The sequence below is a fragment of the Stieleria tagensis genome, assembly GCF_024129865.1.
GTDB lineage: Bacteria > Planctomycetota > Planctomycetia > Pirellulales > Pirellulaceae > Stieleria > Stieleria tagensis.
In genome coordinates, this window is record NZ_JAMYFE010000021.1 from 1 (window position 1) to 15,910 (window position 15,910).

At 57.9% G+C, this 15,910-nt stretch carries 12 protein-coding genes; 10 read left to right on the forward strand and 2 right to left on the reverse strand.

What is annotated here, in order from left to right; all coding sequences use genetic code 11:
• Positions 1–132 precede the first annotated feature (132 nt).
• Both xerD and NHH03_RS27820 read right to left on the reverse strand, forming a co-directional pair.
• Positions 133–1,086 carry a site-specific tyrosine recombinase XerD gene (gene xerD, locus NHH03_RS03365; protein WP_253154331.1) on the reverse strand — a complete coding sequence of 318 codons (954 nt, stop codon included), beginning with the start codon at positions 1,084–1,086 and terminating at the stop codon, positions 133–135.
• 234 nt (positions 1,087–1,320) lie between these two features.
• Complete coding sequence (locus NHH03_RS27820) at positions 1,321–1,455, reverse strand: hypothetical protein (RefSeq protein ID WP_261364064.1); 135 nt, start codon at positions 1,453–1,455, stop codon at positions 1,321–1,323.
• A gap of 385 nt (positions 1,456–1,840) precedes the next feature.
• Between NHH03_RS27820 and NHH03_RS03370 the strand changes: the two genes are divergently transcribed.
• From NHH03_RS03370 to NHH03_RS03415, 10 genes are all read left to right on the forward strand, one after another.
• A complete protein-coding gene (locus NHH03_RS03370; protein ID WP_253154332.1) occupies positions 1,841–3,469 on the forward strand; it encodes an arylsulfatase in 1,629 nt (542 codons plus the stop codon).
• A 105-nt stretch (positions 3,470–3,574) separates the two neighbouring features.
• Positions 3,575–6,085 carry a fused MFS/spermidine synthase gene (locus NHH03_RS03375; RefSeq protein ID WP_253154333.1) on the forward strand — a complete coding sequence of 837 codons (2,511 nt, stop codon included), beginning with the start codon at positions 3,575–3,577 and terminating at the stop codon, positions 6,083–6,085.
• Complete coding sequence (locus NHH03_RS03380; RefSeq protein ID WP_253154334.1) at positions 6,082–7,050, forward strand: AAA family ATPase; 969 nt, start codon at positions 6,082–6,084, stop codon at positions 7,048–7,050. Before NHH03_RS03375 ends, NHH03_RS03380 begins: the two co-directional genes overlap by 4 nt.
• Positions 7,051–7,315: 265 nt before the next feature.
• Positions 7,316–8,266: a DUF58 domain-containing protein gene (locus NHH03_RS03385; protein WP_253154335.1), complete on the forward strand. Its 951-nt coding sequence runs from the start codon at positions 7,316–7,318 to the stop codon at positions 8,264–8,266.
• Positions 8,263–8,826 (forward strand): DUF4381 domain-containing protein, encoded by a 564-nt coding sequence (locus NHH03_RS03390; RefSeq protein ID WP_253154336.1) that lies wholly within the window; start codon positions 8,263–8,265, stop codon positions 8,824–8,826. Before NHH03_RS03385 ends, NHH03_RS03390 begins: the two co-directional genes overlap by 4 nt.
• Positions 8,820–10,802: a VWA domain-containing protein gene (locus NHH03_RS03395; RefSeq protein WP_253154337.1), complete on the forward strand. Its 1,983-nt coding sequence runs from the start codon at positions 8,820–8,822 to the stop codon at positions 10,800–10,802. Before NHH03_RS03390 ends, NHH03_RS03395 begins: the two co-directional genes overlap by 7 nt.
• A complete protein-coding gene (locus tag NHH03_RS03400; protein ID WP_253154338.1) occupies positions 10,799–11,488 on the forward strand; it encodes a tetratricopeptide repeat protein in 690 nt (229 codons plus the stop codon). Before NHH03_RS03395 ends, NHH03_RS03400 begins: the two co-directional genes overlap by 4 nt.
• Complete coding sequence (locus NHH03_RS03405) at positions 11,485–12,591, forward strand: BatD family protein (protein ID WP_253154339.1); 1,107 nt, start codon at positions 11,485–11,487, stop codon at positions 12,589–12,591. The genes NHH03_RS03400 and NHH03_RS03405 overlap by 4 nt, the downstream gene beginning before the upstream one ends.
• A gap of 56 nt (positions 12,592–12,647) precedes the next feature.
• Positions 12,648–13,640: a UDP-glucose 4-epimerase GalE gene (gene galE, locus NHH03_RS03410; protein ID WP_253154340.1), complete on the forward strand. Its 993-nt coding sequence runs from the start codon at positions 12,648–12,650 to the stop codon at positions 13,638–13,640.
• 106 nt (positions 13,641–13,746) lie between these two features.
• Positions 13,747–15,705 carry a c-type cytochrome domain-containing protein gene (locus tag NHH03_RS03415; RefSeq protein ID WP_253154341.1) on the forward strand — a complete coding sequence of 653 codons (1,959 nt, stop codon included), beginning with the start codon at positions 13,747–13,749 and terminating at the stop codon, positions 15,703–15,705.
• Positions 15,706–15,910 lie beyond the last annotated feature (205 nt).

Below are 15,910 nucleotides of genomic sequence, written 5' to 3' on the forward strand. Positions count from 1 at the left end.
GTTTAGCGCAACTTCAAAACTCACGCGTCGGGTTACCAAAAACCAAAGCCCCACGCGAAAGCGCAGCTTCAAAACTCACGTGTTAAGTGAGGGATAGAAAAGGCAGGTTCGCACAAACTGCTGCGCTGTCGGTTACGCGCGGGGATGGTACTGTTGGTGGACGCGTTTGAGCCGGGAATGTTCGACGTGGGTATAAATCTGTGTGGTTTGAATGCTGGCGTGGCCGAGCATCTCTTGGACTTGGCGCAGGTCCGCGCCGCCGGCCAACAGGTGGGTGGCAAAACTGTGACGCAGTGAGTGCGGGCTGATTTTGGAATCGATGCCTGCGCGTTTCGCGTAGTGTTTGACTAGTCGCCACAGTTGGATGCGATCGAGCGCCCGACCGCTGCGGGAAAGAAACAGTTCCTCGGGGGCATGCGTGACTTTGGCTGCCAATTCGCCGCGCAGCTCCGACACGTAGCGATCGATCGCCGCGATGGCTTGAGAACCGATCGGCACCATTCGTTGTTTGCCGCCTTTGCCCGTGCATTTGAGAAACTTCTGGTCCAGCGACAGATTTCGAATCCGCAACGTACACACTTCGCTGGCACGACAGCCGGTTGCATACAGCACCTCCAGCATCGCCACATCGCGCTGCCAGAACGAATCGGTTTTCCGGGGCGCCGCCAAGAACTCGTCGACTTGGCGTTGCGACAAAACCCCCGGCATCCGCTGCCACATCTTTTGCGCCGCCAGCAACTCGGCCGGGTTGTCGACGACGGTGCCTTCGAGTTGCAGGTACTTAAAGAACGTGCGGACGGCAACAATCCCCCGTGCGATCGATGCCGGGGCTAGACCTGAATCGTGCAGCGTCCCCATGAACTCCGTCAAATCGCCGACACGAAGCGCATCCAAGCCACGCGTTCCCAGCCATTCAAAGAAATGGGTCAAATCACGTCCGTAGGCAACGATCGTGTTGTCCGCCAGATGACATTCACCACGCAAATAATTCAAGAATTCTTCACGGATCGAATCCACCGACTGCGATGGTTTGGCCACCGGGTCAGCCTGTTGCATCATCTGCAGTTTGGTACGTCGTTTTGCCACGAATCAGAAAGTCCGGTTTGAAGTGTTGTCACGACAGGTATTAACGACGTTCCGCTGCCGCCGAGCGTTTTGAAGATTCGAGTTTATCGCAACCCGACGCGTCAGCGAGGGATTTAGCCGGTTGACGGGATCCCTCGCTGACGCGTCGGGTTACCCTTCCCACGCAAATTTTACCTTCGAAGATTAAACCAACAGGCCGCGGGGCGGGAGAGTGAATCGCTCTAAGCGAAAACTTCACAACGCGTTGCGAATTGCCGCGTCCGCTGGGTGACCCGCAGCGATCCGTCTTCGTTTCGTCGGCATCGCCGATGGATACACTTGGCGGACCATCGTGATTTCATCGACCAGGGCGTCGTTTTTGGGACTCACGTTAACGGTCGCAACGATTCTGAGCGTTGGGCGTCTGCGGTCACCGACAGCAAACCACCTGGTGAGACTCTGTGCACCTCCCCCGGTGCAATCCAGTTGACGGGAGGTCTCAATTGGTTGTTGCTACCCCACGTTTCTACTAGCATAAATCGCGTTTCTCATTGCATTGCATTCCCCAGCCGCAGCCGGCTTGCCCTTGGTTCGTTTCGATGATCTAGAATCTGGGTACAGGACCGGATCGTTGACGAATCGTCCTATTTGTGGCCGTTGGCCGGGCGACAGGGGTCACTTGCCTACTCTTCTATTTGCTGCGTTTGTCCAGTCCGCCGACGCATGCGAATTTTCGGAACCATCGCGGACCAAACAACAGTGAGTTGAGTTGATCATGAGACGTTCAAGACGACTCGGTGGCTGGCGGGGCACCTGTGCTCTTGCTCTGGCGATCGTGTGCAGCAGCTTTTGCGCGACCGGCGTGTCGGCGCAAGACAAATCGGACGATGCGTCCAAGGCGAAGAAGCCAAATATTTTGGTGATCTTTGGCGACGACGTCGGCCAATCAAACATCAGCACGTACACCCGTGGACTGCCTGGCTACGACACTCCGAACATCGATCGGATTGCAAACGAAGGCATGATCTTCACTGATTATTATGCAGAGAACAGTTGCACGGCAGGACGTTCGACGTTCATCACCGGTCAGAGTTGCCTGCGCACCGGTTTGTCAAAAGTGGGTATGCCCGGCGCACCGGTTGGCTTGCAAAAAGGTGACATCACGATCGCCCAAGCGCTGAAGTCGCTCGGCTATGCGACCGGTCAATTCGGCAAGAACCACCTCGGTGACCGCGATGAGTATCTGCCGACGAACCACGGCTTTGATGAATTCTTTGGCAACCTATACCACCTCAATGCCGAAGAAGAGCCCGAGCGTCCCTACTGGCCAAAGAACAACCCCGAGTTTCTGAAGGCCTACAATCCTCGTGGCGTCATCAAGAGTTCGGCTGATGGAAAAATCACCGACACCGGTCCGCTGAACCGCAAGCGGATGGAAACGATCGATGACGAAACCACCAGCGCCTGCATGGATTTCATCGAACGACAAACCAAAGCTGAAAAGCCATTTTTCGTGTGGATGAATTTCACCCGCATGCACATCTTCACGCACGTGCGTGAATCGATGCGCGGTCAAAGCGGAATGCAAGGCAACGAGTATGCCGACGGCATGATCGAAATGGATCTGAACGTTGGCAAGCTGCTGAAGCAACTCGAGGACCTTGGCATCGACAAGGACACGATTGTGATTTACAGCACGGACAACGGTCCCAACCTGTTCACTTGGCCCGACGCTGCCACGACGCCCTTCCGATCGGAAAAAGACACCTGCTACGAAGGTGCATTTCGAGTCCCAGCGATGGTCCGTTGGCCTGGGAAAATTTCCGCGGGCAGAGTCGGAAACGGAATTGTTTCCGGCTTGGACTGGTTCCCAACTCTGTTGGCCGCCGCCGGTGACACCACGGTCAAAGACCGTCTGTTGAAAGGGTGGCAACCCGAGGGAAGCCAAACCACGTTCAAAAATCACTTGGACGGATACAACCAACTGGATTACATCACAGGCAAGTCGGACAAGAGTGCCCGCAACGAGTTTTACTACTTCAATGATGATGGCGACTTGGTCGCCATGCGTTTTGGAGACTGGAAGCTGATTTTCCAGGAGCAGCGTCAACAAGGGCAGCTCGACATTTGGGCCAATCCCTTTACCTCGTTGCGTCTGCCGAAAATGTTTAATCTGCGAATGGACCCCTACGAGCACGCCGAAATTTCCGGCAGCGGTTACGACCAATGGCGGACTGAAAACGTCTACTTGACCGCCGAAGGTGTCACCAAAGCCGCCGCGTTCCTGCAGACCTTCGTCGATTATCCACCGAGCCAGCGACCCGCGAGTTTTGGAATCGACCAGATCCGCGAGAAGGTCGACGAAAAGATCGACGAGTCGTTCAAGAAACGCGGACTTGAATAGTAAGACCGCAGAATGACCCGACGGTCAAAGACCAAGCGATCGAGCGCGCCCGGTGTCCGCACCCGGCGCGCTCCAGAATCAACACGCAGCAAGATCGAGCAACCTGTGTCGACGCAGGAGCGTGCTGCGACCGAACCTGCAAACCTGTGGGCGCTACCGCTACTGTTGGCATCGGGCTGCGCATCGTTGGTGTACCAGGTCGTTTGGGTCAAACAACTTTCGCTGGTGGTTGGCGTTGATGTTCATGCGGTGACAACCGCGGTCAGCGCATTCTTTGCCGGACTGGCCATCGGCAGCTATTACTTCGGCCGACGTGCCGATCGGTTGATGCGTCCACTGCGTTTGTATGCACTGGTCGAAATCGGGATCGCCGTGTTCGGCATCGCGACTACCTTGCTACTTAGCCACGCCGCACCGTGGTTTGTGTGGCTGGAAACCCACTTCGGTTTCATCGCCTGGGCACTGCCGTTCGTGCTGGTCGGTTTGCCTGCGGTGCTGATGGGCGGGACGGTACCGATCATCATGCGAGTGCTGGCCCCCGATGACCAGCGTGTAGCAGGCACCGGCGGTCGTTTGTACGCAGCGAACACTTGCGGAGCGATCGGGGGCGCCTTGCTGGCTCCGTTTGGGTTGATCCCGCTGTTCGGCGTTCGCGGAGCGGGATTCACAGCGGCTGCCATCAATGTACTGGTGGCGGTTGTGGCGTTCGCCATCGCCCGCCGTAGCGATGCCAGTCAGTCGCGAGAATCGATCGTCCAGCCGACTGCTGACGTCGACCGCAATGGATTTGCATTGGCGCTGTATTTTCTGGTCGGCGGTTTGGCACTGGGTTATGAAGTGATTTGGTCGCAGTCGATCGTGCAGTGGACCAGCACCCGCAGCTTTGCCTTTGCCGTCGTGTTGGCAACCTATCTGTTCGGTTTGGTGCTGGGCAGCGCGTGGTTTGCCCGCCGCGGTCGTCGCCCCAGCGATCCTTGGGGCGAATTCGGATTGTTGATCGTTGGCGTCGGCCTGGCCGCTCTATTGGGAATGATATTCACGGGGGATTGGCTGTCGTCCCTGCAGATTCAAGTCGCCACTTGGGTATTCAACGCGACACAATCGGAATCGCTGTCGATGGCATCGCGGTTTGCCACTGCCGCGGGCTGGATCGTACTGGTTCCCACGTTTCTGTTGGGGGCCGCGTTTCCGGCGATTTTGCGTTTGACAGTCAAAGCAGAAAGCGCCGGGCGAGACACCGGTCTGGTGCTGGCGTTCAACACCGTCGGTGGAATTGTCGGCACCGCACTGACGGGATTTGTGCTGGTGCCTTCGCTGGGTCTGGAGCGTAGCTTGGCGTTGATCTCGGCGGTTGCCGCGATGGTGGGAATCGCCGCGGTGACCAAGGGGGCTTCGACGACCCGGTGGATGCGCTGGGCGACGTACGTGGCCGGTGGATTGGTGATTCTGTTGGGCATCACGTTGCGTGCCGATCACCTGGCACAATTACTTGCAACAGCACGCAACGGCGAACTGGTGTTTTGTGAATCAAGCGCTAGCGGAACCGTGGCCATCATCCAACAGAAATCAGGAGTCAATCGCTTTCGCCGATTGTACATTCAGGGCGTTTCCAATTCCGGCGATTCAATGACGTCGCTGCGCTACATGCGTCTGCAGGCACTGCTGCCGCTGATGATTCACCGCGGTCAGCCACGCGATGCGTTGGTGATCGGTCTGGGCACCGGCATCACCACCGGCAGCCTGCTACGGTACCCGGGACTGAAGCATCGCGTTTGCGCCGAACTGTTACCGGCGGTGATCGAGGGTGCGTCACGGTTCGAAGGCAACTACAACGTGACCACTGACCCACGCGTCGAGATTCGATTGCGTGACGGCCGTCGCGAATTGCTCCGAAGCGATGATCGCTACGACCTGATCACATTGGAACCGCCACCGCCGTCTGCCGCTGGCGTGGTCAATTTGTACTCGCGAGATTTTTACCAGCTAAGCGCGAAACGATTGAACCCCAGCGGCTTGGTCGCCCAGTGGTTGCCGTTGCCCACCCAGACCGATCTGGACACCCGGTCATTGGTTCGCAGCTTTCTAGATGTCTTTCCGCATGCCAACCTGTGGACGACCGAGTTGCACGAGATGCTGTTGGTCGGCTCGCTGGACCCGATCGAAATCGACGCGGACACGATTGCCGAGCGATTTAATCAACCAGAAGTCGCTGAAACGCTGGGTGAAGTCGGGATCGCATCACCGGCCGCACTGCTGGCAACTTGGGTGACCGACCGGGCGGGATTGGAACGCTATGCCGCCGATGCGCTGCCCACCACCGATGATCGACCACGGATCGAATACGGCGACTGGGTGATGCCGGGCCAATTCATTCCAACGCTGCAGGCATTGAACGAACTTTACACACCACCCCCGCTGAGCGTCCCAGATCCGGAACTGCAAATCGCCATTGCCGAGGAGCGAGACAGGCTGTTGGCCTTCTACGAGGCGGGGATTTACGCCTATCACGGCGATCGACTACGATGGAACCAAACCATTACGTGGCTGCTTGAGAAGGACCCCCGGAATCCTTACTACCGTTGGTTCGTCCAGGGAACAGGAACAAAATCATTATGACCATCCACGAACAAATCCTTGATCTCAAGCAGCGCATCGCTGCGGCCGTGATCGGCCAAGAAGATGTCATTGATCAACTGTTGATCGCACTCTTGGCCAATGGTCACGTGTTGCTCGAAGGTCTGCCGGGACTGGCCAAGACGCGAACCATCAAGACGCTTGCGCAACATTTGCAAAGCGAGTTCCGCCGCATTCAGTTCACACCCGATCTGCTGCCGAGCGACATCACCGGGACAGAAATCTACACCGGCGAAGCGGGTGGCGGGACGTTTGAATTCCAACCCGGTCCGATCTTCGGCAACCTGGTGCTAGCCGATGAAATCAACCGCGCCCCGGCCAAAGCTCAATCCGCGCTATTGGAAGCGATGGAGGAACGGCAGGTCACCGTCGCCGGCAAAACGCACGCGCTGCCACAATTGTTTCTTGTTTTGGCCACCCAAAACCCGATCGAACAAGAGGGCACCTATCCGTTGCCCGAGGCGCAGATGGATCGTTTTTTATTACACGTCTTTGTTGATTACTCCAGCGATCAAGACGAACAAAAAATCCTGCAGTTGGTCCGTTCCGAAGACGCCGGCGGGACGCCGCACGATGACAACAAGATCCCTGAACAAACGGTGTTCGAAGCGCGTCAGCAGGTGCTCGGTGTTCAAGTCGCCGACGCGCTCGAGCGTTACATCGTGGCACTCGTCGCAGCCACCCGCCGCCCAGCCGACTATCCGCAATCACAGTTGTCGCAGTGGATTCGGGTCGGCGCCAGCCCACGTGGTACACTCGCACTGGACCGTGGTGCCCGGGCAAACGCTTGGCTGGCCGGTCGCGACACAGCCACGCCGGACGATGTCAAAGCCGTCGTGCACTCCTGTCTGCGGCATCGGTTGATGTTGACCTACGAGGCCGAAGCGGACGGCATTACCAAAGACGTTGTCCTGGACGAAATCATTAAACAAGTCGCCGTGCCTTAATTAAGTCTGCCCCTGCCAGCAAGCGAATTGGCAATTGAATCACCCAGTGCGAGAGTTTTGAAGCCAGCCGCTTTATGGTAACCCGAAGCGTGAGCGAGGGATTTAAGGTGTTAATGGGGTCCCTCGCTGACGCTTCGGGTTACCAAAAAACCAATGCCACACTCGACACCGCAATTTCCAGTAGCGCGAGCAACGGACACGAGTGATTCACTCGCTCACGCGTCGCACTCCTCGCTCCTAACGCCCCCTTATAGAAGCAGCGATCATGAAGCCTGACGATCCGGCAATTGCTTCTGCCGCTCCCGGTGTTTACGCCCAGTTGAGTGATCTGATTCGTTTGCGTGCACACGCTCGCGGGTTCAGTTTTCTGCCGCGACAGCCGCTGCATTCTGTTCTGGCCGGCCAACATGCCTCGCGGTTGCGTGGTCGTGGATTGGATTTTGAGGAAATTCGGCGCTACCAGGTGGGGGATGACATCCGACAAATCGATTGGAAGGTGACGGCGCGGACCCGCAAGACGCACAGTCGTGTTTACACCGAAGAACGTGAACGGACCACGTTGTTGTTGGTCGATCAACGGATCAGCATGTTCTTTGGCAGTGTCAAAAACATGAAATCCGTGACCGCCGCCCAAGCCGCAGCGCTGGGCGCCTGGCGCGTGTTGGCGCAAAAGGACCGTGTCGGGGCGTTGGTGTTCAATGATTCCACCATCGAGGAAATTCGGCCGCGACGCAGCGAGTCCACGGTGCTGCAAATCTTTCATCACATCATTCAGCAGAATCATGCACTTTCGGTGGACTCCGATGCGCGTGCCAATCCGGAAATGTTCAATGAGGTGCTGCGTCGTGCCGACCGACTGACCAAACACGATTGCCTGGTTTGTATCATTAGCGATGGATCGGGCCAGAACGAAGAAACACGACACTTACTAACGCGAATCGCCCAGCACAATGACGTATTGTTCGCGTTCGTACACGATCCTTTGGAAGCACAATTGCCCAGCGCTGGCACGTTGGTGTTCGGCGATGGACAGCAGCAGTTGGAAGTGAATACGAACAGCCGCGATCTGCACGATGGTTTTCAAGCCGATTTTGCCGCCCAGCGTGCCGCCGGGCGCAAGTTCTTGTTGCAGCGTGAAACGCCCGTCATTCCATTGAGCACCGCCGAGGACGTGAGCCAACAGATCCGCCGTCAGTTGGGAGCACGAATCCGATGAAAACGGACGCAACAAGTTTAGACAAGTTGCATGACATCATCGTTCCCGCTCCCGTTCCCTGGTGGCCGCCGGCACCGGGTTGGTACTGGGTGTTGGGGTTCACCCTGGTTGCTCTGTTGGCATTGCTGCTGCGGTGGCTGATTCACTGGCAGCAAAATCGCTATCGTCGCGAGGCACTGGCGGTGCTGTCCGAGCAAGTGTCGCTGTTGGCCAAGTCCGATCAATCAACGGACCGCCGCGCCGCATCGTTGCTGACGCTTGCCGAGCTGCTAAAGCGAACCGCCGTGACCGCCTTCCCCCGTGATCGGGTCGCCACATTGACCGGGCGACAATGGTTCGAGTTTTTGGATCAAACCGGTCGCGGCACAAGTTTTGTCGGTGGAGCCGGTGCCCGTTTGGAGGATGCCGTCTACCGACCCCAGACCGCGAACGATCTGACGACAGATCAACTGCATGAATTGACTGAAATGATTCGCCGTTGGATCGACACCCATCAAACAGAGAGTGAAACGACCGCGCGGACATTGCCACCGACGGAAGCGATGACATCGTCATGCTAACGCTCGCCCATCCATTATTGTTATGGCTGCTGCCGGCACCGCTGCTGGTGTGGTGGTTGATGCCTGCGCACCGCGAGACCCGCCAGGGATTGGTGGTCCCGTTCTTGGCACGTCTGTCGCGTCACAGCGGCCAGGATCCCGCCACCGGCGCGGTGATCGCCCGTGGCACCTGGTGGCGTTGGTTGGCATTGGCGATCTGCTGGGGATGCGTCGTGCTGGCAATGGCGCGGCCGCAAATTATCGAACCGCCGATCAGCAAAGAGATCCCGGTGCGTGACATGTTGTTGGCGGTCGACCTGTCCGGTTCGATGGCGACCAAGGATTTCAAAGATGCGCAAGGTAAAACCGTTGACCGCTTGACCGCGGTCAAGCAAGTGCTGGATGATTTCTTGGCGAAACGCAAAGGCGATCGCGTCGGATTGATTTTCTTTGGCAGTGCGGCTTTTGTGCAGGCACCGTTCACCGAAGATCTAAAGGTCTGTCGCCAGTTGCTTGACGAGGCCCAGGTCAAAATGGCGGGACCACAAACCGCATTCGGTGACGCGCTGGGGTTGGCGATCAACCAGTTCGACCGCAGCACGGTGAAGGAGCGCGTTCTGATCGCGTTGACCGACGGCAACGACACCGCCAGCCAAGTTCCGCCGGCCAAGGCGGCGGAGATCGCCAAAGACAAAGGCATCGTGATCCACACGGTTGCTGTCGGCGATCCGCAGGCCGCCGGTGAAGACAAACTGGATGAAACCACACTCAAACAGGTCGCGTCCTCCACCGGCGGGTTGTACGCCCACGCCAACGACGGCAAACAGCTTGCGGGAATCTATTCGCAACTGGACAAACTGGAATCCCACAAGGTGCAAACCGTTTCGCACCGCCCTCGCCGCGATGTTTACTGGTGGGCGCTGTTGGCGGCATTGCTGGTTTCATTGCTGCAGCTTTCGATCCAGTGGCTGCGTCACCAGGTCAGCCGATCCAACGTGGCTCCGCCGGCGACCCAGGACGCTCCCGCACCGCTGGCATCGATCGCTCCGATCGGATTGATCGCCGCGGCAACGATTCCATTTCACTTTATCCGTCCGCTGTGGCTGCTGGCATTGATTCCGGCGGCGTTGTTGTGGTGGGGACTGCGACGACAAACCGATGCCGCCAAGCCGTGGCAAAACATCATCGCTGCGAACCTGCTACCACATTTGCTGAGCGGCAAAGACCATCGATCTCGATTCGGACCACTGACCGGGGTCGCATTGGCCTGGCTGGTTGCGATCCTGGCGATCGCCGGCCCGACATGGAAACGCGAACCCGCCCCGTTTGCCAACGACACCGCAGCACTGGCGATCGTGATGAAAGTGTCGCCGTCCATGATGACCGAAGACGTGCAACCGAGTCGATTGGAACGAGCGACGCAAAAGATCCATGACCTATTGAAAAGTCGTGGCAATGCAAAAACATCATTGATCGCTTATGCCGGCACTGCGCACGTCGTGATGCCAGCCACGACCGATGCCGGCATCATTGATTCGTTCGCGCAGTCACTGGACCCCAAAATCATGCCGAGCGATGGCGACGTGGCGGCCGCTGCGCTGAAGTTAGCCGACCAGACACTTTCCGACGCCGGCGGTGGATCGATCTTGTGGGTCACCGATAGTATCGCCAACGACCAAGCCGACGCGCTGGCCAGTTGGCGTCAAGATTCGGCCACCGAACTGCGGTTGCTGCCGCCGCTGCTACCGGGCGGCGAACGTGACACGATCGATCGTCTCTCTCGATCCGCTGACGCTGATGTCGTCGCGCTGACCGCAGACGATTCCGATGTGCAACAGTTGGCCACCGAGGCAAAATTTGCCAATGTCAGTGGCGGTGACAGCGACAGTCGTTGGGCTGAAAGCGGCTATTGGCTGACGCCTCTGCTGGCGGTGCTGTTGCTGCCGTTTTTCCGCCGGGGTTGGATGGTCTCAAACTCTGCCAGAGGATCCGCATGAACAGACATCACCCAGCAAATGCTGAAACGGCGTCGAGCAAACGCCGTGGTCGCTTGGTAGCGGTTGCGGCCGGACTGTTGTTCCTGCTGGTTTTGGCGATCGGCACCATACGGAATCCACAATTCTGGCGTTCCTCCGACCGCAGTGGCGACATTCTGTTGTCAGAAAAACAGTACGACAAAGCGGCGCAGGTCTACGCGGACCCGTGGCGGATTGGAACGGCACAGTACCGCAACGGTGATTTCGAGAAAGCTGCCAAGACGTTCGCGCGGGTCCCGGGTGCCAATGGCGCGTTCAACCAAGGCAACGCGTGGTTGATGAACGGTAAATACGATGCCGCGATCGAGAGCTACAATCGGGCATTGGGGTTCCATCCGCGCTGGAAATTAGCCGAAGACAACATGGCGTTGGCGGTCGCCCGGAAAAAGCGATTGGACGACGCCGGCGAGCACCGAGCGGAAGAATCGGCCAATGCCTACAAACCCGATGGTGTGGTGAACGACCTGAAGGGCCAAGACAAACCCTCCGAACCGAACGACATGAACGGCAAAGAAATGTCGGACGAAGAACTGCGAGCGTCTTGGTTGCGCCGCGTGCGAACCACCCCGGGCGATTTCTTACGCGCCAAATTTGCTTATCAAGCCGCCCATTCAGCACAGCCCTCGGACAAAGAGGTTTCCAAATGAGTCTCGCTTGGACACCGCTGAATCGACTTCGGATTCAATGTTGCTTGCTGGGTGTATTGATCTGCAGCTGCGCCGTGGCGCAAGACACAAGCACTTCGAAAGCCGACACTTCAAAAGCCGACCAAGTCGGTCCCAAAGTCCGCGCCAGTCTGCAGAGCAAAGACACGATATGGGTTGGTCAGAAACTGGCGTTGGTTGTCGAAGTGCTCGTGCCGGGCTATTTCGACAGCGCGGCGAGCTTTGATTTACCCGATCCGCAAGGCGTGCTGCTGATGCCGCCGGCAGAACACCCGAGCGTCAGTAGCGAAAAGATTGATGACGTCGACTACACGGTTCAGCGTCATGAACTGTGGGTTTATCCGATGCGTGACGGCAAGCAGGCCGTCCCGGCGCTGACGGTTCGATTTTCTTATAAACCGATGCCGATGGACAAACAGGCGATCAATGCGGCGCTCAAAACCACGCCGTTGCCGTTCACCGTCAAACGACCACCGGGCACCGACCAGTTGGGTCAAATCCTCAGCGGGGAAGACGTGAAGGTGGACGAGACCTGGAAGCCCCAGCCGGGCACCGACGATGTGAAAACCGGTTCGGCGTTCACACGCACGATCACCTTCACCGCCCCCGACATTCCCGGAATGTTATTTCCGCCATTCAGCCCAGACGACATCGACGGGGTCGGGATCTATGTCAAACACCAGCTTCGCGATCAAACCGCTCGCGGTTCGATGAAAGGCGAGCGACAGGACGTGATCACCTATGTCTGCGAGAAACCCGGCCAATACAAAATCCCGGCCGAGCGATTCAGTTGGTATGACATCAAAGCGAAACAATTACAAACCATCGATTTACCGGCCCAGACGCTCAACGTGATCGCCAATCCGGCACTTGCCTCGGGCGCGGCGGACCCCGACGGAGCAACCACTGTCGACAACACGGATCGCCTGGTGCGGTGGTGGAAACCGTTGCTGGCGATCGGTTTGATCTTGTTGGTGATCCTGGGCTCTCGAAACAAGCGACTGCGCAGTCTGGTGTCCGATTGGTTCGCCCCGTTTCGGCCCCAGCATTTGCAACCGATGAACCCGACGCAATCTAGCGATTGATGGTGTATCCTGACGCCGGTTGACCCTCCCCCTTTAAATTCCCCTGTTGTGATTCTATGAACGTTTTGGTTGTCGGTGGCGCCGGCTACATCGGATCTCATGCCGTCCGCTTACTACTGGGTGCTGGGCACGACGTCACCGTTTATGACAACCTTTCACGTGGTCATCGCCAGGCGGTACCAGCGGGACTTTTGATCGAAGGCGAGTTGTCGGATCGTGAGAAATTGGTCTCGGTGCTCAAGGACAAACAGATCGATGCGGTGATGCACTTTGCCGCCTTTGCATTGGTCAACGAATCCGTCAACGACCCGGCGTTGTACTATCGCAACAATGTGGTCGCCGCGATTGAACTGCTTGACGCGATGCGAACCGCTGACGTCAAAAAAATCGTCTTCAGCAGCACCACCGCGACCTATGGCGAACCGGACCAGATTCCGATCGCCGAAACCACGTTGCAACAGCCGATCAATCCGTATGGATTCACCAAACTGGTTTTTGAACAGGCGCTAGCGGATTACGCGGCGGCCTACGGATTTGCCTACGCGGCGCTGCGTTATTTCAACGCTGCGGGGGCCCATCCCGACGGCACCATTGGCGAAGACCACACGCCGGAATCGCATTTGATTCCGATCGTCTTGCAAGTTGCCTTGGGCCAACGCGAATCGATCACGGTGTTCGGCGACGATTATGCGACGCCCGACGGGACCTGCGTCCGCGATTACATCCACGTCGACGATTTGGGCGCCGCCCACCTGGCGGCACTGGAAAAACTGCAGCCTGGACGTGGCATTTGTGTGAATTTGGGTACCGGCCAAGGCACCAGTGTCCGGGAAATCATCCAGGCCTGTCGCGAAGTCACCGGGCACGCGATTCCGGAAGTGATGGGACCGCGACGCGAAGGCGATCCGCCGGAATTGGTCGCCGACGCGAGTTTGGCCAAAGAAATTCTGGGCTGGCAGACGCGATACAACGACGTCAAAAGCATTGTCGAAACCGCCTGGAACTGGCATCAAAGCCATCCTCACGGCTATTCAGGCGCTTCGCAATAGAATTTTGGGACCAGATGGCTGCGGTGGGGCGTTCGAAAACAGGCCCCCCGATGATGGGTAATGTTTGGCCAGGTTCCAGCTCTCGATTCACAAACACGATAGAAAGATGCAACGATTCGTCCTTCTGACATTGTTTTCGATGCTCAGCTGCGGCGGTTTGCAGATCGCAGCGCCGCGCGACGCAGCAGCTGCCGAACTGGACCGCCGTCAAAAAAACATCGTGTCCACCATCGGAGCCGCCCTGAACCGTGCCGGCAAAGAATATTTTGCCGGCAAATACGAGGCCTCGGGGACCGAGATCCGCAAGGCGCTCGACCAGGTTCAACGGGCGGTCGATCTGGGCAGCCCCGAGTTGTATGACGCGATCGCCGGTCAGCTGGACAAAATTTCCAAAGCCCATGCGTTGCTGGAACTCGAAGGCGTCTCATTGCCGCCGTTTGTGCGACCGGAGCGCCCATCGGCCATGAAACCGACAGCGAATCCGTCGCCCGGCAGCGACGCCCCGGCACCCGATTCGACGTCTCCCATGCCGCCGGATTCACAGCTGATCAGTTTCACCAAGACCGTGGCGCCGATTTTGAACAGTAAATGTGGTCGCTGTCACGTCACGGCCAGCCGAGGCGGATTCAGTTCGGCCAGCTACGCGGCATTGATGAAGGGGCCGCCCGAAGGCGTGGTTTTGTTTGCCGGCGACGTGATTGGCAGCCGGTTGATCGAAACCATCGAAACCGGCGACATGCCACGCGGTGGAGGCAAAGTCAGCGCGGATGAGTTGCAAACGCTGAAGGATTGGATCAACCAGGGCGCCAAGTTTGACGGCACCGACCCCAATCAGTCGATCGCGATCGGTGCCCCGCCTACCGCGGCGCCCGATATGCAAGCGAAACCCCCGGTGATCACCCAGGCGACCGGCAACGAAACCGTCAGCTTTGCATTGGACATCGCACCGCTGTTGATCGAAAACTGCAACGGATGTCACATCGATGCCATGCAGGTACGTGGCGGATTGCGGATGGACACGTTCGGCCAATTGATGCGTGGCGGTGACAGCGGTGCGATCATCACACCGGGGCGGGGCGAAGCCAGTTTGCTGGTCAAGAAACTACGCGGCACCGCGACCGACGGGGACCAGATGCCCGCAGGCGGGCGCCCCGCACTGCCGGATGATGCGATCGCGCTGATCTCCAAATGGATCGACGAGGGGGCGACGATCGATGCAAACGAACGCCAGCCGATTAGAGTGATCAGCCAACTCGCCTGGGCGTCCAAGGCAACCAGCGCCGAGATGTCAGCCAAGCGTGCCGCCAATGCGGACAAAAATTTCCTGCTCGCCAATTCTGGCGCTCAGCCGACCGCCGAGAGCACGCCCCATTTTCGTGTCATCGGTAGCGGATCCAACGAAACTTTGGCGATGGTCGGCCAGGCCGCCGAACAGCATTTGAAAATCGCCCAGTCGCTAGCCCGATCGACCGGCGACGATGCAGCCGAAGATTACTTCCATGGCCAAGCAACGATCTTTGTCCTGCCGCGTCGATATGACTACAGCGAGTTCTCCAAAATGGTCGAACAGCGGAGCCTGCCTAGTGACTGGCAGGCCCACTGGCAATTCGACGGCATTAACGCCTACATCGCAACGGTCGCCACCGAGAGTGAAGACCCCGAAACCATTTCGGCGCGGTTGATGGCCCCGGTGGTCAGTCTGGCGGTGGCCACACGCGGAACCGACGTTCCACGCTGGTTCGCCCAAGGCCTGGGGACGGCCACCGCGCTACAGCAAAACGCCAAAGGACGCGGCGAACAGGAAAAACTGCGAACCCTGGCGTACGAAGCGGCGTCCTCGGTGAAGAACGCCAAGGACTTTCTGGAAAATAAAGTGACCCCTGAACAATCCGATTCATTGGGAACCGCGCTGGCGATGTCGATGCTTGACCGCAGCCGCCGCAAATATCTCAACACAACCCTTCGCGCGCTGACCGAAGACCAGCTCTTTGACGCTGCGTTTACGACCGGGTTTGGCGTGCCCCCAATGGTCTATATCGACCAGTTTCTGCAATTCGCACGCTAATCGTGCGTTCGAAGGGCCTCTGTGAGCTGTTGATGACCCACAAGTTTTGTTTGATCACCCGCTAAATCCCTCGCTCACGCTTCGGGTTACCAAAAACCGATGCCTCACGCGAATACGCTGGCTTCAAAACTGACGCGTCGGGTTGCCATTTGTGGGTCATCAACAGCTCTGTGAGAGCCGAACCATTTCATGTTGATCGATGGGT